The organism is Vibrio sp. RM-41-2B, from assembly GCF_024744415.1.
GTDB lineage: Bacteria > Pseudomonadota > Gammaproteobacteria > Enterobacterales > Vibrionaceae > Vibrio > Vibrio diabolicus.
The window spans coordinates 107,305-134,104 of the sequence record NZ_JAMQWD010000010.1; the positions used below are offsets into that span (position 1 = coordinate 107,305).

Below are 26,800 nucleotides of genomic sequence, written 5' to 3' on the forward strand. Positions count from 1 at the left end.
CCAGAAGCGACATTCCACAGACAAAACTTTCGATTAATCTACATTTAAACCATTTGATAGCATCTTATGCTAGATATTTACATATTATTTAACATTTATGACAAATGAAGTCTAACAAATAATTGTTTATATATTGGGCTAAAAACTTTTATTGTGAAGAATATCACCAGAGCGAGCACGGGTTGTGTTGAAGTCAAATGAGCAGAATTATGAAGATAAGTACAAAAAAAGCTAAGTGCCATTGACACTTAGCTTTTTTCACTAGAATGAGGAGTGGGTTCTATTTTTCCCAACGCTGTGCAGCTTGGTGATCAGTATCGCGCGACTCAATCCAACGATCTTCACTCGTCGTGCGTTCTTTCTTCCAAAATGGTGCTTTGGTTTTCAAGTAGTCCATAATGAACTCGCAAGCATCAAATGCTGCTCCACGGTGTGCACTTGAAACACCAACAAAGACGATTTGATCACCGCTATCCATGTCACCAACGCGATGAATCACGCGTACGCCCAATAATGGCCAACGTGATTCAGCTTGATCGCAAATGTCGCTCAAGCTCTTCTCAGTCATGCCTGGGTAGTGTTCCAAGTGCAAACCAACAACATTATCGCCAAGGTTCATATCTCGAACTTTACCAATGAATGTTACGACAGCACCAGCAGCCGTACCTTCGGATAAACGTTGATATTCGTGATCAACGGAAAAGTCTTCAACTTGTACAGAGACGCGTGGGTCCATCTTAACCTCCGGTTACCGGTGGGAAAAATGCAACTTCATCCCCCGCTTTTACTTCGGTATCAAGTGGGACAATAGATTGATTAACAGCAGCAAGTAGCTTTCCTGGCTCTAAAGCCAAATCCCACTTACCATTTTTATCAGCGCCCTCTTCCACGAGATGTGCGCGAATCGCTTCAACCGTTTCAAATTGATCATCTAATTCGACACTGTCGATACCAATCAGCTCACGAGTCTGAGCAAAAAAAAGTACTTTAATCATGATTCCGCCTTGAAGTGTCCAGATTTTCCACCCGTCTTTTCTAGGAGACGAACTTGACCGATAACCATGTCTTTTTGCACCGCTTTACACATATCGTAAATCGTCAGTGCAGCAACAGAAGCCGCCGTGAGCGCTTCCATTTCTACGCCCGTTTTACCTGCAAGCTTACAAACAGATTCAATACGAACTTTGTTTTCTGACTCAATAGCCTCCAACTGAACTTCGACTTTAGAAAGCAACAGAGGATGACAAAGTGGAATCAAATCCCACGTTTTCTTTGCAGCTTGGATACCAGCAATTCGAGCCGTCGCGAACACATCACCTTTATGATGCTGACCGGAAACAATCAGTTGCAAGGTTTCTGGGGCCATGTGAACAAATGCTTCTGCACGTGCTTCACGAACCGTTTCAGCTTTTGCAGACACGTCGACCATGTTAGCTTCGCCAGACGCGTTGATATGGGTAAATTGAGTCATTGTTTTTCCTTCGCTTTTAGGAAAGGTTATACAGATAGGTGCGGCATGAAGTTACAAGGGCGATGGCTTGCATCTAACTGCTGCTTGATGATCTTCGTCCAGCCAGTGCGGCACGCGCCTGTTGAACCAGGCATTGCGAAGATAACTGTATGGTTAGCAAAACCTGCAATTGCACGCGATTGGATCGTTGACGTACCAATTTCTTCGTAAGACACCATGCGGAATAACTCACCAAAACCTTCTACTTCTTTATCAAACAGAGGCTTCAGCGCTTCTGGCGTGCTGTCACGTGACGTGAACCCTGTACCACCAGTAATCATGATCGCTTGAACATTGTCGTCCGCAATCCACTGAGAAACAATTGCGCGAATTTTGTACATATCATCAATAACAATTTGCTTATCGACAACATTGTGACCCGCTTCTTGAGCGTGTTCAACAAGGTAGCGACCAGAGGTATCGTTTTCTTCGGTACGAGTGTCAGATACCGTTAGAACGGCAATATTTGCAGGTTGAAATTTGCTTTCAGCGTGACCCATGTGTTCACCTATTCTCTTTTAACTTTGATACGTTTGGTATCGATTCTAGAAAAGCGAGGGAAAGCTAGCCTATAAATAAGCTTTCCCTACAAAATTTGAGTTGATTTAGCCGCCGATAGACGCCAGATGTGGCGTCATACCCGTATTACCATCGTGCAAGAAGTGGCTCACCGACTTAGTTTGTAACTGCGCTTGGATGCGTTCAATAAGCTCGCTTTCTTGCTCATCACGTTCCAATAGATCACGTAGTTCTACACCGTGGTCTCCAAACAAACACAGATGCAGCTTACCCATCGCAGAGACGCGTAGTCGGTTGCAGCTCTCACAAAAGTCTTTTTCATACGGCATGATCAGGCCAATTTCACCCTTGTAATCTGGATGAACAAACACTTGCGCGGGGCCGTCATTATGAGAGCGCACTTTAAGCAGCCAACCGTTCGCAATCAACTGATTACGAATTGCTACGCCAGACACATGATGCTTATTGAATAAATCATCCATCTCACCCGTTTGCATCAATTCGATGAAGCGCAGTTGGATTGGACGATCTTTTATCCAGTTAAGAAACGCTGGCAGCTCGTGATGGTTCAGATCTTTCATCAAAACCACATTAACTTTGACTTGCTCATAACCAACTTCAAACGCACGCTCGATACCATTCATCACCTCAGTGAACTTATTTTCACCCGTGATTTGATGGAACATACGCGGATCAAGGCTGTCCACGCTAACGTTGATGTGAGTTAAGCCCGCTTCACGCCAGTCTGCGACTTGCTTCGCCATGCGGTAACCATTGGTCGTCGTTGCAACTTTTTGGATACCAGGCGTCGTCGCCACTGAGTGGATAATGTCGGTAAAATCTTTGCGTAAACTTGGTTCACCGCCAGTAATGCGCACTTTTGACGTGCCACAATCAGCAAACGCTTTTACGACCCGTTTGATTTCAGGAAGAGATAAAAAAGACGAGTTTTTATTGCCCGAAGGCTTATAGCCATCAGGAAGGCAATAGGTACATTTGAAATTACATACGTCGGTCACAGACAGACGCAAGTAATAGAACTTACGATGAAATTTGTCTTCGAATTGTTGCGCCACGGAACACCTTTCCAAACACGGGAGGCATGGCCATTTCCAATCATGCCCTTGTGACAGTACGCCACTGGCTCAAAACGCTTATCCTCGGACTTAGCAATAGTGAGCTCGGAGTTATGGCAACCAGAGATATGAAACCTCTGATAGCTTTGCGGTGTAAAATACTTAATATTTGTACTGGAATCCAGACTTGAGTGATAAAAAACTCTCTAGAGACACAATTTACCGCTAAGTGAGTACCTTTCGAGCACTCCTTAAGATAAATTGTAGCCGTTTTTTACAAGATTATTAGAAGAACGTAATGAATATCTACACGGATAAAAAAGTGGTCGCTGTTGGCGGTGGTCATGGCTTAGGTCGAATGTTGGCCGCACTACGGGATTTTGGCGGCAATGCAACTGGCATTGTCGCCACAACAGACAATGGTGGCTCAACAGGAAGAATTCGTCACTGCCAAGGTGGAATCGCCTGGGGCGACACACGGAACTGCATTAATCAGCTGATCACAGAACCGTCGATCAGTTCAATGATGTTTGAATATCGCTTCAAAGGTACTGGCGAGCTTGATGGTCATAACCTCGGTAACTTGATGCTTACGGCGCTCGATAACTTATCGGTCAGACCGTTAGATGCCATCAATCTGATTCGAAACATGTTAAAAGTCGACGTTAACATTCTTCCAATGTCTGAACACCCTTCCGATCTTTCCGCGTTATCCGTGGATGGAAAGTGGGTCACGGGAGAAACGAATGTAGACGAGATGGACACCGATTTACGTCGTCTCGATCTATCACCAGAAGTTCCTGCAACTAAAGAAGCAGTGACTGCACTGGCAGAAGCAGACGCTATTATTCTTGGTCCTGGCAGCTTTTTAACCAGCATCATGCCTCCTTTGCTGTTGCCTGAGCTCGGCAAAGCCATTGCCGCCAATGAGAAAGCAAAAGTCATTTTCGTTGCCAACTTGAGCCCGGAGTACGGCCCAGCCGGACGAATGACCATGGCACAAAAATTAGAATGGTGTGAGCGTGCCTGCCAAGGTAGGAAGATAGACGTGGTTCTAGCAGAGGAAACCGAGCAAGAAGTCTTGAGCCAGTGGAATGTAGTGACGGAATCGTTAGCTTCGTCGAACCGAGATTGGCGTCACGACCGAGATAAACTCAAGCTCGCTATTGAAAGCCAGCTAAGGCTTTCGATTTAAAAAAACGCCCTCTAAAGCTAGGGGATAGCTTCAAGTTTACTCGCTGTCAACAATGAAAAAACCCTTCACGTACGTGAAGGGTTTTGTGTAAGAGCCTCATCAGAACAATGCATTACTGCTGCCAATCACGATAAGCGTCGCGTGTTTCGTGCAAAAGATCGAACATCGTTTTTAACTCGTCTGACTCTTCAGCTAACTCACCTGCTTTGGCTTTTTTATCTATCGACATCGCCAATTGACAAAGACGGTCTGCTCCAAAGCTCGCTGCACTGCTTTTTAACGCGTGACTGATTTCTTTTAGGTAACGCAATCGCTCTGCCCCTTGAAACTGAGATAAATTCTCGATGTAGGTATCCATCTCCCCTAAGAAAATATCGAGTAAAACAGGAACATTATCACTGCCAATCTCCATCGACAGTTCATCGATTTTTTGCTGATTTAATACATTCACACTCATACTTTTTGCCGCTCTTCCTTGCCATTCCAAGCCTGTAACTTGCGGTAAATCGTCGACGGACTGACATCAAGGTATCCCGCCGCTCGGGGGATATTGCCATCACACGCTTCAATCGCTTGCTCTATCGCCATTTTTTCTGTCATCCACAACGGCATAATCTCAGACGCAGTCATCACTTTCGGCTCAATGAATTTCGCCACAGAAGACGGACGGTCAAGCGGTTGATTCAGCGGTGGCGGTAACATATCCAACGTGATTTCTTTACCGTTGTTTAGAACAACGATATTGCGCAGCACGTTTTGTAACTGACGAACGTTGCCAGGCCACTCATAGCTATTAAATCGGTCGATTACATCAGGCGCAAAACGTACGAAGCTTTTTCCTTCTTCGTGCGACATATAGCCTAACAGTGAATATGCAATTTCAATGACATCTTCACCTCGTTCACGTAAAGGTGGCAAATGCAAAGGAATGACATACAAACGATAGTACAAATCTTCACGGAATCGACCTTCTTGTACCTCTTTCCATGGGTCACGGTTAGTTGCACAAACAAAGCGAACATCCACGCTCTTCATTTTTGATGAGCCCACTTTTTGGAACGTGCCGGTTTGAATAAATCGTAGCAATTTGGTTTGCAAATCTAAATCCATCTCACACAATTCATCAAGGAAAAGTGTGCCACCATCCGCTAATTCCGCTGCACCCTGACGATCATTTGCTGCACCGGTAAAAGCACCTTTCACGTGACCAAACAGTTCACTCTCAATCAAATCTTTTGGAATTGCAGCACAGTTAATCGCAATAAAAGGCTTGTCACCACGCTTGCTTGCCGCATGGATTGCCTCGGCACATACCTCTTTACCCGTACCACTTTCACCAGTGATGAAGATACTCGCTTTGCTGCTCGCTGCTGAATCAATCGTGCGGTAAACCTGTTGCATTGTTTGACTACTGCCAATAAAGCCTTGATAACTTTGATTTCCCGGGTTATCAGCCTCGTTTTTTAACTTAGTCGCTTTACGAATCGCATTGTTAACCGTGACACGTAAACGGTCTGCTTCACACGGTTTGATCAAAAAGTCTTGAGAGCCATGACGCATTGCTTCTACCGCGGTATCGATAGAACCGTGAGCGGTCATAAAAATAATAGGTACGTCTGGATGACTCTTTTTTACAGCGTGTAAAACGTCCATCCCCGTCATATCTGGCAGACGAAGATCGAGCAGAATAAGATCGGGAATTCTATGGTTGAGACTTTCAATGGCATCCCTACCTGTACCGACAATATTGATATCTATACCAAGCGGTGTCAGGTATGAGCGGTACAGTGCCGCAACGGATGCGGTATCCTCAACCATTAAAAGGTAACGAGATTTAGGACCTTCAGATTTTTGTTGCATAACCTAGCTAATATTTTGTTGTGTTTTAAACAATAATCGCATTACGCTTTGCATTTTGCAAATAACATTAGCTAAATTATGGGTAAAAGAAAGGATTCAAAAATAATATCAATTATTTAAAAAATGGCATAAACCATGCTGATAGTTTAGTGACCCCTCGGGTCACCTAGCCAACTGACGTTGTTAGTGAACGAGATGTTCACAAAACAAGCCAATAGACCCGACTGCCTATTGGCTTCTTTTTTTCTGCAAGCAATCTAAAACACTTGGCTAAGCTAGATCATTAAGCTTATTTTTAACTATTTGCGATGAACTGCGCTCTTAGTTTTTCAATCTCGTCACGCTTTTGCGCCGCCAATTCAAACTCTAAATCTTGCGCGTGCTGATACATTGCCGCCTCAAGTCGACTGATTTCTTTTTCCAACTGCTGAGGAGACATGACCTCGTATGTTTGCGAAGGCTCCGCCACTTTCGACAACGGTACCTGTTTAGTATTACGCTGACGTTTAGACTTGGTAATATCGCCCAATTCCATAATATCTTTGATATTTCGTTTGAGTGCTTGCGGCGAAATGCCCATTTCTTCGTTGTACGCTTTCTGCTTCTCGCGGCGGCGGTTGGTTTCATCCATCGCCTTTTTCATGGAGTTGGTGATTCGGTCAGCATACAAGATCGCCTTACCTTCAAGATTTCGCGCAGCACGACCAATGGTCTGAATCAGTGAACGCTCGGAGCGCAAAAAGCCCTCTTTATCTGCATCCAATATTGCAACCAGCGAAACTTCAGGCATGTCCAAGCCTTCTCGTAGCAAGTTAATTCCCACCAGCACGTCAAACTCGCCAAGACGAAGATCGCGGATGATCTCCACGCGTTCTACGGTATCAATATCTGAATGTAAGTAACGTACCCTAACATCATGTTCGTGCAAGTACTCAGTGAGATCTTCGGCCATCCGTTTGGTCAATGTTGTCACTAGAACTCGCTCATCTTTAGCAGAACGGAGACGAATTTCAGATAACAAGTCGTCTACTTGGGTCGCTACTGGGCGAACTTCCAATTCTGGGTCAAGCAAGCCTGTTGGACGAACAACTTGATCCGCCACATCGCCTGAAGATTTTTCTAGTTCATAATTTCCTGGCGTCGCAGAGACAAAAATCGTCTGCGGTGCTAACGCTTCAAACTCTTCAAACTTGAGCGGACGATTATCTAACGCAGAAGGTAAGCGAAAACCAAACTCCACCAGCGTTTCTTTACGAGAGCGGTCACCTTTATACATGGCACCAATCTGCGGCACCGTCACGTGGGATTCATCGATGATCAACAAACCGTCATGAGGCAAGTAATCAAACAATGTCGGTGGCGGCTCGCCTTCCGAGCGTCCGCTGAGATAGCGAGAATAGTTTTCGATACCTGAGCAAAAACCTAACTCATTCATCATCTCGATATCGAATTGAGTCCGCTGGCTAATACGCTGTTCTTCCAGTAGCTTGTTGTTGTCTAGAAGCTGTTTTTTGCGTACTTCTAATTCAACCTTAATATTTTCGATCGCTTCAAGAATGCGATCTCTTGGTGTCACGTAGTGCGTCTTAGGGTAAATAGTGTAGCGTGGTAAATCTCGCTGTTTCACCACACCAGTCAATGGATCAAAAACACTGATGCAGTCAATTTCATCATCAAACATTTCGACACGAACTGCGTCTTGGTCAGATTCCGCTGGAAAGATATCAATCACTTCGCCACGAACCCGAAACTGTCCTCGCTCAAATGCCACGTCATTTCTTGAATATTGTAGCTCTGCCAAACGCCGTAGCATGTCCCGTTGATCAATCACGTCACCACGACGTAAATGCAACATCATTTGCAAGTAAGATTCTGGGTCACCCAAACCATAGATAGCAGAAACAGACGCAACGATAATCGCGTCTTTACGTTCCAATAGTGCTTTCGTTGCGGAAAGGCGCATTTGCTCTATGTGAGCGTTAACTGATGCGTCTTTTTCAATGAAAGTATCCGTCGTCGGGACATAAGCTTCAGGCTGGTAGTAATCGTAGTAGGAAACAAAGTACTCCACCGCATTATTGGGAAAGAATGATTTCATCTCGCCATATAATTGCGCTGCGAGCGTTTTGTTTGGAGCAAGTAATATTGCAGGTCGCTGGGCTTGAGCGATAACATTCGCTAGTGTGAACGTTTTACCCGATCCCGTTACCCCCAATAGTGTTTGATGTGCCAGTCCAGCATCGAGCCCCTCAAGCAGCTGCTTGATCGCTCCCGGCTGGTCACCCGATGGCTGATAATCGGAGACCAATTCATAGACTTTACTCATACCCTTCCTCAACTTTACTGCGCTTTGGCTGTATATATATACACCTTAGCCAATGAAATCTACGTCTATCGAAAATTTACCCACCATTGTTAATAAATTTTCTTGTTTGTCTAGAATGCTGTAGCCATACAAAACCTATTCTGATATAGTACTTCGCCCTAGCTGAAGAGCCACACCCATTCTTCACATTGCAGTTTCCACAACTTTTCCCCAAAAATTGGCCTAAACACTCTTTATCCCCAAAAGCTAGATTTTTATCCACCTTGAATACATTTTGCTTAACATCAATAAATCTATGTTTTAATTGCATATTCTCTGTATAACTCTGATTAAAAATTCACTAAATAAAAACCAGATTGCATATAAAAGATCTTTACTCAGATCTCATCAACATAGTTATCCACAAAATTAGTGGATAACTAACTTCACCCCTTTACGGACAAGCAGTACAGAAAAGTAAAGCCCTTCCCTCAATATTTTTTGCTAAAAATGTATTTTTTTACTGTTGACAGTAGTTTGGCTGCTCGGTAAGATTCGTCCCGCTTTAAAGCAAAGCAATTCCTCCTTAGCTCAGTTGGTAGAGCGACGGACTGTTAATCCGCAGGTCGCTGGTTCGAGCCCAGCAGGAGGAGCCAAATTCCAGAAAAGTCGTGTCGCAAGACACGGCTTTTTTCGTTTTGAAATCAAAAACTTCTTTCACCATCAATATCTCAAGTGACGACTTAAAATTACTCGCTAAATGTAATTCCCGCCTTCTGAGCAAAAGATTCTTTGAGGAAAGACAGCACCAGCGTCTTTGTAAAATCCATTCAGCAAACTGTTCAATTTCTTATTAATTCATCAAAATACCTCACATAGACGACTATTTTTCCATCGTGTATGTAAAACCACATCGTTCACTGGTTGTTATTGGTGTCACAAAACACGATAATATCAAGATCGGATTTTAAGAACGTAATAACTATGACCGAATATGTTTTGTTGTTGGTCGGCACTGTGCTGGTGAACAACTTTGTACTGGTGAAGTTTTTGGGCCTATGTCCTTTTATGGGTGTGTCCAAAAAACTGGAAACAGCAATAGGTATGGGCTTAGCGACAACTTTTGTGCTAACGCTCGCGTCAGTGTGTGCGTATTTAGTGGAAAGCTACATTCTTCGTCCACTGGGTATTGAGTACCTTCGAACCATGAGTTTTATTTTGGTGATAGCCGTTGTGGTGCAGTTCACCGAAATGGTTGTGCACAAAACAAGTCCAACACTTTATCGCTTGCTTGGTATTTTCTTACCGCTGATCACTACAAACTGCGCGGTATTAGGCGTCGCGCTTCTTAATATTAATGAGAACCATAACTTTATCGAATCGATTATCTACGGCTTCGGCGCCGCTGTTGGTTTCTCATTGGTGTTGATACTTTTTGCATCCATGCGTGAGCGCATAGCTGCCGCCGACGTACCAGTGCCTTTTAAAGGTGCATCGATTGCAATGATTACAGCGGGTTTAATGTCACTAGCCTTTATGGGCTTTACAGGTTTGGTGAAGTAAACAATGAGTACGATTTTAATTGCGATCATCGCGTTAGCGGTTCTTGCTGCGATTTTCGGCGCGATACTTGGTTTTGCTTCTATTCGCTTCAAAGTCGAGGCAGACCCAATTGTGGATCAAATCGACGCAATCTTACCTCAAACTCAATGCGGTCAATGTGGCTACCCTGGTTGCCGCCCTTATGCTGAAGCGATTGCAAATGGCGACCACATCAACAAATGTCCGCCAGGCGGTCAGGCAACAATCGAAAAGCTCGCCGACTTAATGGGTGTTGAGCCAGAAGAATCTGCGCACGATCTCGACAGCAAAATTCCAACCGTTGCGTTTATCCATGAAGATATGTGCATTGGCTGTACTAAGTGTATTCAAGCGTGTCCAGTGGATGCAATTGTAGGCGGTACAAAAGCGGTTCATACCGTAATTAAAGACGAATGTACGGGGTGTGATTTATGTGTTGCACCATGTCCAACTGATTGTATTGAAATGATTCCTGTGGCAACCACCACGGAAAGCTGGAAGTGGCAACTTAACTCCATTCCAGTACTCAACATTACGGATGCTGCCGACGATGCAGCGAACGTGAAAGATTCAATTAAGTAAGGTTTCGCATGTTGTCTTTGATTGAACAAATTCGTACAGGCTCGCTTTGGGATTTCCCTGGTGGTGTGCATCCGGCAGAAAACAAAAAGCAGTCCAACAAAACTGAGCTCGTTCACGCGGCTATCCCATCAGAAATTGTATTACCGCTAAAACAGCACATTGGTAAGGCTGGTAACTTATTGGTTGCCGAAGGTGACCACGTATTAAAAGGTCAGCCATTAACGCAATCCGAAACTGGTTTTACCGTTCCAGTGCATGCTCCTACATCGGGTACGATCACCGCAATTGGGCCTAGAACCGTTGCTCACCCTTCAGGTCTGAGTGAACTCTGTGCGGTCATTACACCTGATGGTAACGATACATGGTGTGACAGAAAACCCGTCGCCGATTACAAACAAGAAACACCTGACGCACTGATCGATATTATTCGTCTCGCAGGCATTTCAGGTATGGGTGGCGCAGGTTTCCCTACCGCAAAAAAAATCCAATCAGGTTTTGCTCGCACAGAGATTCTTATCGTCAACGCGGCTGAGTGTGAGCCATACATCACATCAGATGACAAGCTCATGCAAGAGCATGCCGAAGAGCTCATCCAAGGTATCGAGATTGTCGAACATATCCTGACACCAAAGCTCACGATTATTGGTATTGAAGATAACAAACCAGAGGCAATCAAAGCGTTAGAAGCTGCGGCTCTAAACAAAGATATCGTCATTCGCGTTATCCCGACTAAATACCCTTCTGGTGGTGAAAAACAGCTGATCAAAATTTTGACCAATAAAGAAGTACCAAGCGGCGCAATTCCAGCCGATATTGGTATTTTGGTTCAAAATGTCGGTTCTCTTTACTCAATCAAACGCGCAATCATCGATGGTGAACCGATGATAAAACGCGTGGTGACTCTCACCGGTAAAACATTCAAACAACCACGCAATGTTTGGGCATTATTAGGTACACCAGTACAGGCGTTATTGGATGAGTTTGGCTATAAAGCCGATAAGAAGTTACAACGTTTAATCATGGGTGGACCAATGATGGGCTTCACCCTTCCCCACTCTCAAGTGCCGATTACCAAGACAGCAAACTGTATCCTTGCCCCGACTCGTCGTGAGATCTCTCCACACCAACATGAGATGGAATGTATTCGCTGTAGCCAATGTGCTGAAGCTTGCCCTGCTTCACTGCTACCTCAGCAACTGCAATGGCATGCAAAAGCTGAAGAGTATGACAAACTCGAAGAACTAAACCTAAAGGATTGTATCGAGTGCGGTGCTTGCGCGTTTGTGTGTCCAAGTGAAATTCCTCTCGTACAGTACTACCGCCAAGCAAAAGCGGAAATTCGCACCAGAGCACAAGAAGCGGAAGCTGCGGAGCGAGCGAAGCTGCGTTTTGAAGAGAAGAAAGCGCGTATGGAGCGCGAAAAAGCAGAACGTGAAAATCGCTTTAAGAAAGCAGCCGATCAGCGCCGTAAAGACATGAAATCTTCTGGTGGTGATGATGCGATTGCAGCAGCGATCGCACGAGTGAAAGCCCAGAAGACAGAAACAACAGAAAAAGCAGAGCCAGCCGTGAAACCTGCCGTCGCTGCAGCCATTGCCAAAGCGAAGGCAAAACAGACCGCAGCCGCTAAAGCAGGCTCTAGTGAACCTGATAACTCAGAAATGGCAAAACTGCGCGAAGAACGCAAACGTCTAGCCCGCGAACGTAAAGCACAAAAAGAACAAGGCGAAACGCCAGACAACAACGCTGATGATAAGAAATCGGCAGTTGCAGCAGCCATCGCCCGAGCTAAAGCGAAAAAAGCTCAACAAGAAGAATCAACCGAAACGATAGAAGCTCAAGCATCTGCTGAGAAAACCGACGATCCGAAGAAAGCCGCGGTTGCTGCTGCCATTGCACGCGCTAAGGCTCGTAAAGCGAAACAAGCAGACTCAGCTGAAACGGTAGAAGCTGAAGCGGTAGAAGCTGAAGCGACTGCTGAGCAAGCTGAAGATCCGAAAAAAGCCGCGGTTGCTGCTGCCATTGCGCGAGCCAAAGCGCGTAAAGCTAAGCAAGAAGAACCAGCCGAAACGTTAGAAGCTGAAACGCCTGCTGAACAAACTGAAGATCCGAAAAAAGCGGCTGTCGCTGCTGCTATTGCGCGCGCGAAGGCTCGCAAAGCGCAGCAAGAAGCTAATAAAAATAATACTGAGGAGAACGAGTAGTGTCGTTTTTTATTGCCAGTTCACCGCATACCCACAGCCGTCGTAGTACACCTGACTTAATGAAATGGGTGGCACTTTGTGCTCTCCCAGGTTTAGCGGCTCAGACCTACTTCTTTGGGTGGGGAACGCTTATTCAGCTGATTTTTGCCATCGCAGTCGCTGTATCACTTGAAGCCTTAGTTATGGTCTTCCGTAAACGTTCGCCGATGCGAGCACTACGTGATAACAGTGCGATCGTTACCGCTTGGTTATTAGCCGTGGCTATACCACCATGGTCTCCATGGTGGATTATGGTGATCGGGCTTATTTTTGCGATCGTAATCGCTAAACACCTCTATGGTGGCCTTGGACAAAACTTATTCAACCCTGCAATGGTCGCTTATGTGGTCTTGTTGATCTCTTTCCCAGTACAAATGACGAGTTGGAGTGCCCCGACGTCACTCATACCTGATCACGTAAATTTTGCAGATACACTCTCTTTAATTTTTACGGGCTATGATTACGACGGCTTATCGCTTCAGCAAGTTCGAACGGGGGTTGACGGCGTGACAATGGCGACGCCACTTGATGCATTTAAAACTGGTATTCATACAGGTGCAACCCCAAGCGAAGTACTGTCGCAGCCAATATTCGATGGCTTAGCTGGCATTGGTTGGCAATGGGTAAATCTTGCCTACTTACTTGGTGGTTTAGTGATGATCAAAAAACGCATCATCCAATGGTATATCCCCGTAGGTTTCCTAGTGAGCCTGACGCTATTTAGCCTCGTGTTCAGCTTACTGACCCCAGGGGAAACTGCGTCGCCAATCTTCCACTTGCTATCAGGTGCAACCATGCTTGGCGCATTCTTTATTGCAACCGATCCCGTGTCGGCGTCGACAACCGTTAAAGGACGTTTGATCTTTGGCGCGCTTATTGGTGCTTTGGTCTTTATCATTCGCAGTTGGGGAGGCTTCCCTGATGGTGTTGCATTCGCAGTGTTACTTGCAAATATGTGTGTGCCACTGATCGATTACTACACCAAACCTAGAACTTACGGTCACTGAGGTAAACATGTTAACCGCTATTAGAAAAAATGGTCTGACACTTGCGATCTTTGCCTGTGCAACAACCGGATTAGTCGCCTTTACTCAGTACCTAACAAAAGACCAAATCAAGATACAAGAACAACAACAATTGCTTTCTGTTTTGAATCAAGTCATTCCAGAAAACATGCATGACAACGCACTCACGCAAGCCTGCACTATGGTCACGTCACCAGAACTGGGGACATTACGTGCGATGCCAGCCTACCTCGCCACGAAGAATGGTGAACCGACAGCAATCGCAATAGAATCCATCGCGCCAGATGGCTACAATGGTGAGATAAAAGTTATTACTGGGATTGACAATCAGGGCAATATTTTGGGGACACGCGTCTTAAGCCATCAAGAAACCCCTGGCCTGGGCGATAAAATTGATCTTCGTGTCACCGACTGGATCCTGAGCTTTACGGGCAAACAAGTCACGGAAAGTAACTGGAACTCATGGAAAGTTCGTAAAGATGGTGGTGATTTCGATCAATTTACTGGTGCAACGATCACGCCTAGAGCCGTCGTAAAAGTGGTGCGAAATACCGTTAACTACGTAAACCAATCTCGTGAAGACATTCTTAGCCAGCCTTTGGGCTGTGAAGGAGAGCAGTAATGAATGAGAATAAATTGCTGATGAAAAACGGTATGTGGAGTAATAACCCTGCTCTCGTACAACTGCTGGGCTTATGTCCACTGTTAGCGGTTTCTTCCACGATAACCAATGCCTTAGGTCTTGGTATTGCAACCTTATTAGTGCTGGTCGGCTCCAACGTCACGGTTTCTCTTATTCGTAATTACGTACCAAAAGAGATCCGCATTCCTGTATTCGTGATGATTATTGCCTCACTTGTTACCTGCGTTCAGTTATTGATGAATGCCTATGCGTATGGTTTATACCTGTCTCTTGGTATCTTTATTCCTCTGATTGTAACCAACTGCATCATTATTGGTCGAGCTGAAGCATACGCTTCAAAAAATGATGTTGCGCCTGCAGCATTAGACGGTTTATGGATGGGTCTTGGTATGACAAGCGTTTTGGTCGTGCTAGGTGCCATGCGTGAGTTAATTGGTAATGGTACGCTATTCGACGGGGCAGATCTGCTATTAGGAGGCTGGGCATCCGCTCTCCGCATCCAAGTTTTCCAATTTGACAACAGCTTTTTGCTAGCGCTTCTTCCACCCGGTGCATTTATCGGTGTTGGTCTGTTGATAGCGCTTAAAAATGTCATCGATAATTCAGTCCAGGCACGTCAACCAAAAGAAGAAAAACCAACCATAGAACGTGCTCGCGTCACCAACGCATAACAAAATAAGGCTCTGTCATAGGAGCCTTTTTCATAAACCGCAGAGACGGTATTGGAAGTCAGCAATGAACAAAATAAAAAGAATCGAAATTCTTGAGCGATTACGAGAAAACAATCCGAATCCTCAAACTGAGCTTAACTGGAGCTCCCCTTTTGAGCTGCTAATCGCGGTATTATTATCAGCGCAAGCAACCGATGTAAGTGTCAATAAAGCCACCGACAAACTTTTCCCTGTCGCTAATACACCGCAAAGTATTCTCGATTTGGGAGTTGATGGCTTAAAAGAATACATAAAGACCATCGGCTTATTTAACTCAAAAGCAGAAAACACTATCAAGACTTGTAAGATCTTGTTGGAAAAACACAATGGTGAAGTTCCTGAAGATCGTGCAGCGTTAGAAGCGCTACCAGGCGTAGGTCGCAAGACCGCAAACGTCGTGCTCAACACTGCTTTTGGTTGGCCAACCATTGCCGTCGATACGCACATTTATCGCGTGTCGAATCGTACTAAGTTTGCAATGGGCAAAACGGTTGATGATGTCGAGCAAAAGCTATTAAAAGTTGTGCCAAAAGAGTTCAAACTCGATGTGCACCACTGGCTCATTCTTCATGGCCGCTACACGTGCTTGGCGAGAAAGCCTCGCTGCGGTAGCTGCATTATTGAAGATTTGTGCGAATATAAAGAGAAAGTATATCCAGATAGCTAACGCTATTTGAAAATCAAAGCTAGGAGCAAAAAATGTCAAATGGTCGAATTCTCCACACTATGCTTCGCGTAGGTGATCTAGACAAATCCATCAAGTTTTACACTGAAGTTATGGGCATGCAGTTGCTTCGTACGAACGAGAATAAAGAGTACGAATACACACTGGCGTTTCTTGGCTACGGTGACGAATCCCAAGGTGCTGTGATCGAGCTAACTTACAACTGGGGTAAAACTGAATATGACCTAGGTACTGCTTTTGGTCATATCGCCATTGGTGTTGATGATATCTACACAACTTGCGACGCTATCAAAGCGGCGGGCGGTAATGTGACGCGTGAACCAGGTCCAGTAAAAGGCGGCAGCACGCACATTGCATTCGTAAAAGACCCAGATGGTTATATGATTGAGCTTATCCAAAACAAGCAAGCTTCAGCAGGCCTTGAAGGCTAAGTAGCACTTCTGATAATTACTTGTGCTGCAAGTTGAACATCGATTACAGGCAGGTCTGCGATCTGCCTGTTCTTTTATAAACAAAACACTTTACTTGATAATAATTATCGTTTAGATTTATTCGCAACTTCGATATGCGGGATTACGATAATGATCAGTGAATGGGAAAAACACACACTTCTAGCCGATACGGCACTTCAACTAGATGACCCTGTTCGCAGCATTCTTCATTACCAGCAAGCCCTAAGCCTGAGTGAAGATATTAGCGAATGTGTGGAAATTGAAGCAGACGAGCGATTATTAATTTCTGTGATTTCTTGTCATAACTTAGCTCAGTTCTGGCGTTGGGCCGGAGACACTGACTATGAACTCAAATACCTTCAGCTGGCTTCAGAGAAAGTCTTAACACTCATCCCACAATGCCCAAATAAAGAATGTGCAAGCTTTATCGACTCAATAGGATGTTGCACTAAAGCATTAATAGACTTCATGAAACGTCACCCTAATCCGGCTATTGCCAAACAGGTTGAAAAAATCGATACCGCAACAAATTGCGAAGTCATTGCCAAATTCCGCTTAAACTAACATTCAAATTATACAGCCGGAATCACCGAAAGGTACTTAGCAAAATCCCATTAAAATATTATTAACAACGTCAGTAAATTAAAAACGCCGAAGCTTTCAGCTTCGGCGTTTTTATATTCGTTACACTTGGGTTCGCCCGAGTGATATCACTACTCGGCGGTTTTTGTCTTTTCCTATCGGCGAACCGTTATCAGCAATAGGACGACGCTTGCCGTATCCTTGCACTTGAATTCGATCTTCCGGTAGCCCTAGAGACTGAAAATAATCACGAAGTGACTCTGCACGTCGCTCAGATAAGCTTTGACTCGCACTTTTGCCATCAGTTGAATCGGTGTACGTCGCCACCAGCACGAGATCGATATCTTGATTATGTCGGATATAATCTGCAATTTGTGATAAACGCTTTTTGGAAGCCTTGGTTAACTGATCGCCTTGTCTTTCGTAGTGCAAAATCGTAAAGGCAATGTCTTCAAAACTGTATTTCAATAAATTGGAAATACAGTCGCTAAACGCGTTGTACTTATTTTGAAACAGCACGGATGACAATGCGACCTCAATTCTCTGATCTCGGCTCTGCCAATCCTGATAACTAAAGGTCGGATAACGCCCTTTTTCCAGCTCAGACAAAATGCCCCATGCTGTTTGCCCTCCGACATACCCATCAAACTGTTTAAAAAACTTTAGGTTTGTAATTCGATCGGCGTGTTCACCTGGTCGCCAAGGTGGCGGCATAGAGATGAGACTGACGTTACGTGTTTCTCCCATCGGACGACGCATTTTTAACTCAAAGTCTAAATTGATTTTTTTATTCGCACGAGATGAAAATACCGCATCTCCAAAACTTGGAATAGGGTGAACAAGTTGGCATTCTAACGGTGTGTTGACCACCATTTCCCATTGAGATTGCTGTGGAGTGGCAACATAACGTTTACCCATCACAGCAAAACTGCTTGTGCTAAACAACGAAAATATAACGCCACTAGTAATCAGCCATTTCTTCATCTAAGTACTGTCTCTTAAACGGCAGTCTGTTGCCGTCAATTTGAATCAATAAAACCACTTCACCTGGCATGCAAGAACCTCGCCAATGTGCGAAATATCGTAACATTACGATTAACGTTAATCATGGTAACTCAATCACACGAAATGCGATCGAGCGTATTGATGAGATGCAAAATAGAATTCCGTTTTTCTCCTAAATTGCGGTTTTTCTCGTCGGTATAATCTGCAATAATGCAGCCTTCGTCACACAAAAATAAGCCGACATGACAATAGAAAATGAAGCTCTGACCTTGAAAAAACGCTTTCGTGGTTATTTCCCTGTGGTAGTAGACGTTGAGACCGCAGGTTTCAATGCTCAAACTGATGCACTTTTAGAAATTTGCGCCGTTACGTTAAAAATGGACGAAGATGGCGTGTTGCATCCGGCCTCCACCATTCATTTTCATGTTGAGCCATTTGAGGGCGCTAACTTAGAAAAAGAAGCGCTAGAATTCAATGGTATTCGTGACCCATATAGCCCTCTTCGTGGTGCAGTTTCTGAGCAAGAAGCGTTAAAAGAGATTTATAAACTTATTCGCAAAGAACAAAAAGCCGCAGATTGCTCGCGCGCAATTATGGTTGCCCATAACGCAGCATTCGACTTAGGTTTTGTAAATGCAGCCAATGAGCGCTGTAAACTAAAAAGAGTCCCTTTTCATCCCTTTGCTACTTTTGACACGGCAACATTGAGTGGCCTTGCTTATGGTCAAACGGTTCTCGCGAAAGCATGCAAAACGGCCGGGATGGAATTCGATAATCGTGAAGCACACTCAGCGCTTTACGATACACAAAAAACAGCAGAATTATTCTGCGGTATTGTCAACAAATGGAAGGCCCTCGGCGGTTGGCCGCTTGCTGACGAAGAATAATAAGTAAACACAACATATTAGGAAAAGTATGAATCCTGTCGTTATATCAGTGTGCGTCATGCTCGTGTTAGCATTGATGCGCGTAAACGTGGTGGTTGCCCTCACGTTTAGTGCCATCGTTGGTGGCCTTGTCGCAGGCATGAGCCTTGGAGACACAGTTGCCGCGTTCGAAAGTGGTTTAGGTGGCGGTGCGACTATCGCTCTAAGCTACGCAATGTTAGGTACTTTCGCCGTTGCTATCTCTAAATCTGGCATCACGGACCTACTGGCAAAAAGTGTTATCAAGCGCTTAAATGGTAAAGAAAACTCGGCGTCAACTACCGGGTTAAAGTACGCGGTGTTAGTCGCGCTCGTTCTTGTCACTATGTCATCTCAGAACGTAATTCCGGTCCATATCGCCTTTATTCCAATTTTGATTCCACCTCTTTTGGGCGTATTCGCGAAACTTAAGCTCGATCGACGTTTGGTCGCGTGTGTTCTTACTTTTGGTTTGATCACACCTTACATGATCTTACCTGTTGGTTTCGGCGGTATTTTCTTAAACAACATTCTATTAAAGAACCTACATGACAACGGTTTGGAAAACGTGGTTGCAAGCCAAGTTCCAACGGCAATGTTACTGCCAGGTGCTGGTATGTTGTTTGGTCTATTGCTGGCGATCTTTGTTAGCTACCGTAAACCGCGCATCTACGAAGAAACGGAGTTGACTGTCGTTCACGAGACAGATCATGCTATCAATAAAAAGCACATCTTGGTGGCCGCTCTTGGCATTGTCGCCGCATTGGGTGTTCAGCTTTACACTGGCTCAATGATTATTGGTGCTCTAGCTGGCTTTATGGTGTTTACTTTTGGCGGTGTGATTGCCTGGAAAGAAACGCACGATGTCTTCACAAAAGGCGTGCATATGATGGCTATGATTGGTTTCATCATGATCGCTGCCGCAGGTTTTGCTGCGGTAATGAAGCAAACAGGTGGCGTTGAGACATTAGTACAGTCTCTCTCTACCAGCATTGGTGATAACAAGCCGCTTGCGGCGCTATTAATGCTAATTGTTGGTCTGTTGGTAACAATGGGTATCGGTTCATCGTTTTCAACCATTCCAATCTTGGCAACAATCTACGTTCCACTCGCGTTGGCATTTGGTTTTTCGCCAATGGCAACAATCGCGCTAGTTGGTACTGCTGCCGCTTTGGGTGATGCTGGTTCTCCAGCGTCCGACTCGACATTAGGCCCTACATCTGGTCTAAATGCCGACGGTCAGCATGAGCACATTTGGGAAACGGTTGTTCCAACCTTTATCCACTACAACATTCCACTGATCATCTTTGGTTGGATTGCTGCAATGGTGCTTTAGTACCGTTGTTTGATGGATATACTTAGTTACGAAAAAGCCGCTCATTGAGCGGCTTTTTGTTATTTGAAATCGCGATTATTGCGCTGGCATATTGTCAATAATACGCTCACGTATCAGTTTCAAAGTAGGCTCTGTTGACAGATAATCCACGGCAATCGGGAAATAAGCGTCGTTAATTTGAAAAACCAAGCTAGGGTAAGAATCCACGCCTAGGCTCTTTGCAAGACTCAGTTGATCTTGGAACACACCTTCTAAGAAAGAGCCGTCCATATCGTTCTTGAACTGCTGAACATTCAAACCAATTTCTTTAGCTAGCTGCAAGTGAGTTGCTTCTTCATGGGGAGGCATCGCACGTAAGTAATACGCATGTTGAATCGCTTCTAGCATCTGCTCATAAGAATCTTGAAAGCCCGCAGCGATAACTGCGCGACAAGATTGGTAAGTGCTTCTTACTGGCGTACAAAGCTTCCAGAAATCGTAGTTAAACTTGGTGCCCAACTGACGCTCAATCTGCTTCCAAATACCTTCGAGTTTTTGTTGCATCTCTGGTGGCATCGGCAAACTAGTATCTGGCGCAAGACCACCCACCACATACTCAAACTGAATAACGCCTGGCAGTTGCTGTTTCAATTTATCAAGCGTCGGTTTGTAACCCCAACACCAACTGCACATTGGGTCATGCACGTAGTAAAGCTTTATATCCACTTTAATAATTAAACCTTTAAAATCATTTAGTTAAATCAAACAAAAACATTAAGTGGCGATGAAGTGGCGACACATTTAAATCTAATTGCTTGGTTTAGGCTTCGAAGTTAACAAGCTGTCCGGCAAAGAAGCAGGCTTTGGCTCTTCTCATGCACTTCCCACGAAAACAGAGATTTCTTACCGTTAACTTCAAAGTCATTTCAAAATCTCAGAGTAATTATACAGTCTCATAAATTGAAAAACTTATTTATCTTGGCAATTCGCCTTCAAGCCAGTCTATATAAGGCTTCGTAAGCTTCACAATTGATCGTCTCTTTCTTCTTTTGATCGTCTTCATTTATGAAGAAAAACACACTCACCCTATGATTTTCAAACACTTACCAATCACCACCTGATCTTTCCAGATCATTAAAATTGCAATTTCCTGAAATTCTTTTCAACTTTTGAAATTTCTAAAATGACTCTAGAGGCGATTCTTAGAGGTCTGGGGGGATTCTCGAACCCCGCTATGGCTAAGGCTTCGCTTGATATCTACCGTGTTACGTAAACAGCTGAATTTCGACATTTAAGAATTGCGAAAAAACTAGATCGAAAACGTCGCAGGTGGGGAGGAGGAGTGCGGATTCCGTCACCCAGAGGCTGCTTTACGTCACCGCTGTCGCTTAGGCTTCATAGCTCTTAATCGGTCGTGGAATTAAGGCAAGATGGTCAAGATAAAAGAAAAGCGCCCTTGGTGGGCGCATGTTATGGCTAGAATCGGTTTCTAGATTATTGGATGTTCTCCGGCAGAACTGCCACTCGATATGTTTGCCCTGGCATTTTGTGTAATTTCGTCATACACAGCATTGGCGATCGCTTCTGCCATCTTTCCTGCCATGGCGAATTCACCTGTTAGAACGAACCCTTGTGCTTGGAGTTCGCTTTCCAACTTCGCTTTGAGAGATTCTTTACTCATTGCCATGTTACTTACCTGCCTTAACTGTCGATGATAAATCAGAGTGAGGTTTGCCTGTGTAAGCACAAATGCAGTCACCTTGCACAACCCCTTTACCGCCATTCATGGTGATGAGGTCAGCGACTTCTATGATTTTCTTGGCAGTCGTGGTTTTGTTGTTTGTGATTTCTTCTATTTTGTCTTCCAACACTTTGATGCGTTGGTTTAAACATTCGGTGATGTTGTCTTTGTCGGTCTTGCTTTCAAAGTTACCTTCTTCGTCGACCAACTGGTAAACACCTTGGCGTTGTTGGTATCGGCTCTCGCCTTGCTTAATCGCGGGTAACTTGAATCCCAATGGCAGAACACAACGAATAAAAGGCTTATCCGGTTGGCCGAACATAAAACCGATTTCTACAATGCTTCCGATTGCCGGTGGCTCAAGTCTACCGGCGTATTCACCTACACCTGGTATTGGAAGTGGTACCGCCTGAAGTGGTGATTTATCTTTGAACTCCACACCCTTTTCATCGAGCAGCTGAACATCCACGGCGTAATGCGGGTAAAAGCGATCGGACATGTCGCCCTCTTCTGGCAGCTCAGGTAACGCCACGACCTTCCCCCATCGAGGTAAATGCCAACGGCCAGTCAGCTCTGGGAACAGTCGGAAGATGATCCGCTTAATTGCATTTACGTCCATGTCAATTTCACCTCTGTTCCTTGAAAATCAACTCCCACCAAACGTAAGCCGTTGACAATTGCGCCAGGTCTTAACTTTGGAATGGCGGGAACTTTTACCGATTTCGACGCAGTTCGGTTGGTCATTAGATTGTCTGGAATGGTCACCGGCTTATCAGCCCAGTAAGAGTCTTTCCAACTGCCCACGTAGATCTGACCATTGCCTTGTTGCTGCCAAAACAGATCTTCAATCCCGAAGGCTTGAGACAGCTCGTCCATCACTCGATAGCCATTACCGTCGCTGTAAAAACAAGGGATAGATGTTTTGCTGTAGGCCGCTTCTGGTACCACAAACTGCAGCCCTGTTTTGTTGGTTACATCGCTTAGTAATTGCATCAAGGTTGGGTGCCTAAGCGTGACATTAAGTGGTTTGAAAAGGAGCGCTGCTAGTTCGCGACAAAACAATTCTGACCATCCTTTTTCTGCGGGTTGAACTCTTTCAACATACCCAAGAAAAACGCGAGAGATGCTATCTCCCCAACCAATATCGACAGCAACAATAGTGTTCACCATAGGCGAACCTTCTACCTTAATTGTGCAACGCGCTGGCGTATTCACATCAAAAAGAACACGATGGTCTTTGGCTTTCACCTTTTGACTACCCAGATAAGCACGGCAGGAAAATTTGTTATTTATCGTCACGATTCCCCCTTAACCCAAGGCCTCGTCTATGGCCTTAAGCACTTTCATCACTCCCGTCAGCTCAATGCTGGTACCCGGTGGAACCTCTTCGCTCGAACCCGACTCAACCGGAGTCGTAACCCCTTGAACCTGTTGTTGCGTTGCAGGTTGGTCTTGTTGACGCTGTTCAACCCGCTCCGGCACCGAAAGATGCTCAACTAACTCAAACGCTACGTTCCATTGTCTGAGGCTTTCTTGTTCATCGGCCCGAATAGTGCCTTGGAACTTCACCTCACGAACTTTAAGTGTCGATGCGGTTTTATTGCTAACACGGTAGATTTGGCGAGCGCTATCTTGCTGCCCACTGGCCATATTGAAAAGATTGCTCAGGCTCTCTGACTTGCTGAAAGGAATGATGCCACTCACCGCCAACACCTTGCCCTTGTTACCTGTTTCCGCTTGGTCAGTCGATGAGGACTGGCCGGACATATCTTGTCCTGCGAGCTGTTGGCGAACGCTAATGCGCAGGTTCTTGAGTGAGATTTGTATACCGTTAAGACTCAACATCTTGACTCGAAGTCTCCACCAACACCCCTAGATTATTGTCCCAAATGAAGACGGGAGAAGAGCAGCAGCGGCTTAATTGGTCGTTGTCAATTTCGCACTCACCACAACCGTTACAGCAGCAATAGCTTTCCCCTTGTTTTAACTCTCTGATCATCATCGTTACCTTGTCGAGTTAGCAACTATTGGTTGATTGTTTAAGCCATTAACATTCGCGTCAGCATGCTTCTCAATGTTGAATACGTTGACTTCTCCAGTACAGGTTACCGAAGAGCCACCTTGAACTAGATTTTCTAGCTTCGTGATACCAAGCTTACCGCTTAGCTGAGAGCCCACTAATGAGATTGCAGACTTGACCGCGATTCGATTCACTTGACCATCAACGCCATTAAACCAGTAGTGGAAACCCGTAGCCCCTCGTGTTGAGGCGGTCACATTCATAGATAAGTCGAAATCATCTACCTTCAATCCACTAAAGTAAGCAAGCGTCCTTCCCGAAGAGCCAGATGGCGCACCTTGGATGGTCGCGTTAACTTCAATTTCGAGCTTACCTCTCAACACTCCATTGGCAGCAGAAGCGGAGGTGAACACACTGTGATTCACTTCATCGCCATTTTGACTGGATGCTCTCACGATTCTTGTTCTACCTAGGTCCACATCAACTGAGGACCCAGTAACGCTCATCGTTACGCGACCATCAGTGATAATTTCGGCCTGTGTTAGCTTTGCATTTTTGCCAAGAATGTAATGAGAGCCAGCGACGGGAGTCGCGGTAATGTCGACATCGATGGCACCAACAGTCGTTGAACCATTGGAGATTTCCATTCGCCCGTTGCAGGTAATGTCTCCAACAGTGTTATGTCCAATATTTTCTGAGGCCGTGAGAACGGTAGAAGCAAAGAGCCCCGTAACGTTGCCAGCTTGACACTTATCCGCATTAAAAAAGTACACAGCAGCCCCTTGTGGAGAATTGTCATTTAATCCACGGCCTAATAAGTTCCCCACTTGGCAAGAAACCGCTTGCTCTCCAGCACCTCCAAAAATGACGCCATAAGCCCCAGCACCATCGAAAATATCGCCGCATTGGTTACCATTGCCTTTCATCCATACATTTCGTTCAGCAGGACCTTCGGAATAAATATCACCAAATTTAAGGTTCTTCGCGGTACCTAAACATTCCACTACCGCAAATAAGGTATATTTTTCAGATTCTTCTTGCGGGTTAAAGGACCAAATATCGCCAAATTTCACGCCAGGAAATGAAGCCCCCTTGACGATGCGTTTGTAAACGTTTCTACCGATGATGTTGCCAAATGTAATATCGAACTGTTCTGCTATCTCGGGGGTTTCTGCATACATTCTCACTAAATCAGAATCTTGAACGACACCCAGTCCAGCATCCACAGATTTGATGCCATCACCATATATATCTCCCACCGTCCCATATGATTTGCCAAGCGGCACTTCCGAATCGACACCAACAAGGTAAACCCCACCGACGAAACCTTTACCAATAACCGCACCATCATCATCTTGTAGGATGTTGAAGAATTTTTGGTTACCGACACTAAAGTTCTTCGCTCCGTAAGCTGGAATTTTCAAAGGGTATGTTTGAGTGGATGTTTTACCGTGAAAGTTGCGATAAATCATATCGCCTATTTGAGCATTGATTGATGGCGTAGCAATACTAACTGGGTAAGCAGTATGATCTTCATCTAGGCCATCAACATCAAAGTTCTCAAGCTTGCAGCCACTAGAAACGGTTGCAAAATAGTAGTTGCCTATGAGTTGGATTTTCGCCCAACCTCCATCCCACTTGGCGGTATTGGTTAAATTAAAGCACTGGCTAACCGTGTATGTAGTGTCACAGCGGCCTAATACCTTGCCAGCATAAGATTGAGCAAAATCAAATGCAGCGTCATCTAAGTCGACACCATTTCCATAGGCACCAAACGACTCGAAATATTTTGTGTTTGACGCTTCCTGCAAAAAGAGCCCAGTGCCCTCAATGGGTAAACAAAACTCACCTGGGGTCATTTGGCCTACGACAGTCCAAGCTTGGTTGATTGTCGCATTAAACCGTTTTGTATTGATTCTCATGCCGATAAACGGTTTAAAGTACTTTCGTGCCCCTCTCAGCGCATGCTCAACAGAATCAAATTCAAAACTGCTCTTAACTTGCCGAATGTCGCTTAAACTATCATCAGCGTGTATCTCAGCAATTTTGCATATGAAATGCTGAATATCTTTACCCGTTGAAGAGTCAACGTAATTGTCTTTTTCTTCCTCGGTAATGACGAAATCAAACACGGTGATCTGCTCGCCTGTCGGAGAGCCTTCACGATAAGCATCTATGTAGATAAACGATGGTTTTTTCGACACTTGAACGCTGCGGTCAAACTCCATGCTGACACGGTTGCCCGACACATAACCAGCCCCCGCTTTGATGTTGTACGCACTACCCGATGTCGTCACCAAAAAGCCGTCTTCGATAAACCAATCTTTACCACTTTGGTCGATGATGGACTGTGCTACATCGCTGTCCATTTTCTTCATACGGTCGGTGGCGTTGTACTGCCAGCTTGAGGCATCCACACTGATGTTGGTGATTTCCGCGATGTCTTTGTATTCAAGGACAACCGAACGCACCAAAGTATTACCCGCTACACCAGGCTCATCTGCCGTCTTTGGTGTTAACGCATGATGATCAATGGTCACTAATACATCGTATTCAGAGCAGTACGCCCCGGTCCAGTTAAACTGAAACGGACCAACATGACTGGTCAACGTAGTACTGTAAATGACCGAGTCTGAGGATAGGCGACCTCGTTGTTCAACCTGCTCTTGGTGAACAATATCATTAGTTGGAACCACATCACCGGGTTGTGGGAACTCTGGGCGGTTTGCTACATTCGCAAATATCATCTTGTCGATGATAAGCGGCTTTTCTTCCGCATTGAGCTGTGCCAGCAGTGCTTTACCTGCGGCGGTTAAAATTGACTTATCTGTTGTATTTGCCATGTT

Annotated in this window: 27 protein-coding genes, 1 tRNA gene and 1 riboswitch; of the genes, 13 read left to right on the forward strand and 15 right to left on the reverse strand. The window is 45.0% G+C overall.

Annotated features, from left to right (window positions below; translation table 11 throughout):
- Positions 1-280: 280 nt before the first annotated feature.
- The 5 genes from moaE to moaA all read right to left on the reverse strand — a co-directional run bounded on the left by moaE (position 281) and on the right by moaA (position 3,105).
- On the reverse strand, positions 281-736 hold the full coding sequence (gene moaE / locus NB463_RS08770) for a molybdopterin synthase catalytic subunit MoaE (RefSeq protein WP_048625774.1): 456 nt from the start codon (positions 734-736) through the stop codon (positions 281-283).
- A 1-nt stretch (position 737) separates the two neighbouring features.
- Positions 738-995, reverse strand: coding sequence for a molybdopterin synthase sulfur carrier subunit (gene moaD / locus NB463_RS08775; RefSeq protein ID WP_005396646.1), 258 nt, complete (start codon positions 993-995; stop codon positions 738-740).
- The gene (gene moaC / locus NB463_RS08780) at positions 992-1,471 is read right to left on the reverse strand and encodes a cyclic pyranopterin monophosphate synthase MoaC (protein ID WP_005396647.1); all 480 of its coding nucleotides are present in this window, start codon (positions 1,469-1,471) and stop codon (positions 992-994) included. Before moaC ends, moaD begins: the two co-directional genes overlap by 4 nt.
- A gap of 26 nt (positions 1,472-1,497) precedes the next feature.
- Positions 1,498-2,010 (reverse strand): molybdenum cofactor biosynthesis protein B, encoded by a 513-nt coding sequence (gene moaB, locus NB463_RS08785; RefSeq protein ID WP_005396648.1) that lies wholly within the window; start codon positions 2,008-2,010, stop codon positions 1,498-1,500.
- Between the two features lie 105 nt (positions 2,011-2,115).
- Positions 2,116-3,105, reverse strand: a complete 990-nt coding sequence (gene moaA / locus NB463_RS08790; RefSeq protein WP_006742808.1) for a GTP 3',8-cyclase MoaA — start codon at positions 3,103-3,105, stop codon at positions 2,116-2,118.
- Positions 3,094-3,228, reverse strand: a riboswitch (molybdenum cofactor riboswitch). Its footprint overlaps the gene before it by 12 nt.
- Before the next feature lie 175 nt (positions 3,229-3,403).
- Here moaA and NB463_RS08795 point away from each other — a divergent pair.
- Positions 3,404-4,300: a YvcK family protein gene (locus NB463_RS08795; RefSeq protein WP_006742807.1), complete on the forward strand. Its 897-nt coding sequence runs from the start codon at positions 3,404-3,406 to the stop codon at positions 4,298-4,300.
- 112 nt (positions 4,301-4,412) lie between these two features.
- Here NB463_RS08795 and luxU read toward each other — a convergent pair whose 3' ends face one another.
- The 3 genes from luxU to uvrB form a co-directional block, all read right to left on the reverse strand.
- Positions 4,413-4,757: a quorum-sensing phosphorelay protein LuxU gene (luxU, locus tag NB463_RS08800; RefSeq protein WP_176320045.1), complete on the reverse strand. Its 345-nt coding sequence runs from the start codon at positions 4,755-4,757 to the stop codon at positions 4,413-4,415.
- Positions 4,754-6,160, reverse strand: a complete 1,407-nt coding sequence (gene luxO, locus NB463_RS08805) for a quorum-sensing sigma-54 dependent transcriptional regulator LuxO (RefSeq protein ID WP_005396653.1) — start codon at positions 6,158-6,160, stop codon at positions 4,754-4,756. Before luxO ends, luxU begins: the two co-directional genes overlap by 4 nt.
- Before the next feature lie 295 nt (positions 6,161-6,455).
- Entirely contained in the window at positions 6,456-8,486 is a 2,031-nt protein-coding gene (gene uvrB / locus NB463_RS08810; RefSeq protein WP_065646646.1) for an excinuclease ABC subunit UvrB, read from the reverse strand.
- Positions 8,487-9,045: 559 nt separating this feature from the next.
- Between uvrB and NB463_RS08815 the strand changes: the two genes are divergently transcribed.
- The 10 genes from NB463_RS08815 (at position 9,046) to NB463_RS08860 (ending at position 16,950) form a co-directional block, all read left to right on the forward strand.
- Positions 9,046-9,121: transfer RNA gene (locus NB463_RS08815), tRNA-Asn, on the forward strand.
- Positions 9,122-9,449: 328 nt separating this feature from the next.
- Positions 9,450-10,028: an electron transport complex subunit RsxA gene (gene rsxA, locus NB463_RS08820; protein ID WP_005380762.1), complete on the forward strand. Its 579-nt coding sequence runs from the start codon at positions 9,450-9,452 to the stop codon at positions 10,026-10,028.
- A 3-nt stretch (positions 10,029-10,031) separates the two neighbouring features.
- Entirely contained in the window at positions 10,032-10,628 is a 597-nt protein-coding gene (rsxB, locus tag NB463_RS08825; protein WP_005396655.1) for an electron transport complex subunit RsxB, read from the forward strand.
- A gap of 8 nt (positions 10,629-10,636) precedes the next feature.
- Positions 10,637-12,832, forward strand: a complete 2,196-nt coding sequence (rsxC, locus tag NB463_RS08830; RefSeq protein ID WP_405054853.1) for an electron transport complex subunit RsxC — start codon at positions 10,637-10,639, stop codon at positions 12,830-12,832.
- Complete coding sequence (rsxD, locus tag NB463_RS08835) at positions 12,832-13,878, forward strand: electron transport complex subunit RsxD (RefSeq protein ID WP_065646477.1); 1,047 nt, start codon at positions 12,832-12,834, stop codon at positions 13,876-13,878. The genes rsxC and rsxD overlap by 1 nt, the downstream gene beginning before the upstream one ends.
- A gap of 7 nt (positions 13,879-13,885) precedes the next feature.
- Entirely contained in the window at positions 13,886-14,518 is a 633-nt protein-coding gene (rsxG, locus tag NB463_RS08840) for an electron transport complex subunit RsxG (RefSeq protein ID WP_006743364.1), read from the forward strand.
- Positions 14,518-15,210, forward strand: coding sequence for an electron transport complex subunit E (locus NB463_RS08845; protein ID WP_258432446.1), 693 nt, complete (start codon positions 14,518-14,520; stop codon positions 15,208-15,210). Before rsxG ends, NB463_RS08845 begins: the two co-directional genes overlap by 1 nt.
- A gap of 64 nt (positions 15,211-15,274) precedes the next feature.
- Entirely contained in the window at positions 15,275-15,916 is a 642-nt protein-coding gene (gene nth / locus NB463_RS08850; protein WP_042522463.1) for an endonuclease III, read from the forward strand.
- A gap of 32 nt (positions 15,917-15,948) precedes the next feature.
- The gene (gene gloA, locus NB463_RS08855; protein WP_005380739.1) at positions 15,949-16,365 is read left to right on the forward strand and encodes a lactoylglutathione lyase; all 417 of its coding nucleotides are present in this window, start codon (positions 15,949-15,951) and stop codon (positions 16,363-16,365) included.
- Between the two features lie 150 nt (positions 16,366-16,515).
- Positions 16,516-16,950, forward strand: a complete 435-nt coding sequence (locus NB463_RS08860) for a DUF2753 domain-containing protein (RefSeq protein ID WP_005384886.1) — start codon at positions 16,516-16,518, stop codon at positions 16,948-16,950.
- Positions 16,951-17,070: 120 nt separating this feature from the next.
- On the opposite strand, the gene motY is transcribed toward NB463_RS08860, so the two are convergent.
- Complete coding sequence (motY, locus tag NB463_RS08865; protein ID WP_053808838.1) at positions 17,071-17,952, reverse strand: flagellar protein MotY; 882 nt, start codon at positions 17,950-17,952, stop codon at positions 17,071-17,073.
- Between the two features lie 263 nt (positions 17,953-18,215).
- Here motY and rnt point away from each other — a divergent pair, with 263 nt between their 5' ends.
- Together rnt and NB463_RS08875 are read left to right on the forward strand one after the other, a co-directional pair.
- A complete protein-coding gene (gene rnt / locus NB463_RS08870) occupies positions 18,216-18,860 on the forward strand; it encodes a ribonuclease T (protein ID WP_005396536.1) in 645 nt (214 codons plus the stop codon).
- A 28-nt stretch (positions 18,861-18,888) separates the two neighbouring features.
- Entirely contained in the window at positions 18,889-20,214 is a 1,326-nt protein-coding gene (locus tag NB463_RS08875) for a Na+/H+ antiporter family protein (protein WP_005396535.1), read from the forward strand.
- A 75-nt stretch (positions 20,215-20,289) separates the two neighbouring features.
- On the opposite strand, the gene NB463_RS08880 is transcribed toward NB463_RS08875, so the two are convergent.
- From NB463_RS08880 to NB463_RS08905, 6 genes are all read right to left on the reverse strand, one after another.
- The gene (locus NB463_RS08880) at positions 20,290-20,919 is read right to left on the reverse strand and encodes a DsbA family protein (RefSeq protein WP_258515978.1); all 630 of its coding nucleotides are present in this window, start codon (positions 20,917-20,919) and stop codon (positions 20,290-20,292) included.
- Positions 20,920-21,682: 763 nt separating this feature from the next.
- Positions 21,683-21,880 (reverse strand): hypothetical protein, encoded by a 198-nt coding sequence (locus NB463_RS08885; RefSeq protein ID WP_140098592.1) that lies wholly within the window; start codon positions 21,878-21,880, stop codon positions 21,683-21,685.
- A gap of 1 nt (position 21,881) precedes the next feature.
- Positions 21,882-22,553 (reverse strand): hypothetical protein, encoded by a 672-nt coding sequence (locus NB463_RS08890; RefSeq protein WP_025518650.1) that lies wholly within the window; start codon positions 22,551-22,553, stop codon positions 21,882-21,884.
- Entirely contained in the window at positions 22,544-23,233 is a 690-nt protein-coding gene (locus NB463_RS08895) for a hypothetical protein (protein WP_065870479.1), read from the reverse strand. The genes NB463_RS08890 and NB463_RS08895 overlap by 10 nt, the downstream gene beginning before the upstream one ends.
- Before the next feature lie 9 nt (positions 23,234-23,242).
- A complete protein-coding gene (locus NB463_RS08900) occupies positions 23,243-23,779 on the reverse strand; it encodes a baseplate complex protein (RefSeq protein WP_140098596.1) in 537 nt (178 codons plus the stop codon).
- A 159-nt stretch (positions 23,780-23,938) separates the two neighbouring features.
- Complete coding sequence (locus tag NB463_RS08905) at positions 23,939-26,797, reverse strand: phage tail-collar fiber domain-containing protein (protein WP_065870477.1); 2,859 nt, start codon at positions 26,795-26,797, stop codon at positions 23,939-23,941.
- Positions 26,798-26,800 lie beyond the last annotated feature (3 nt).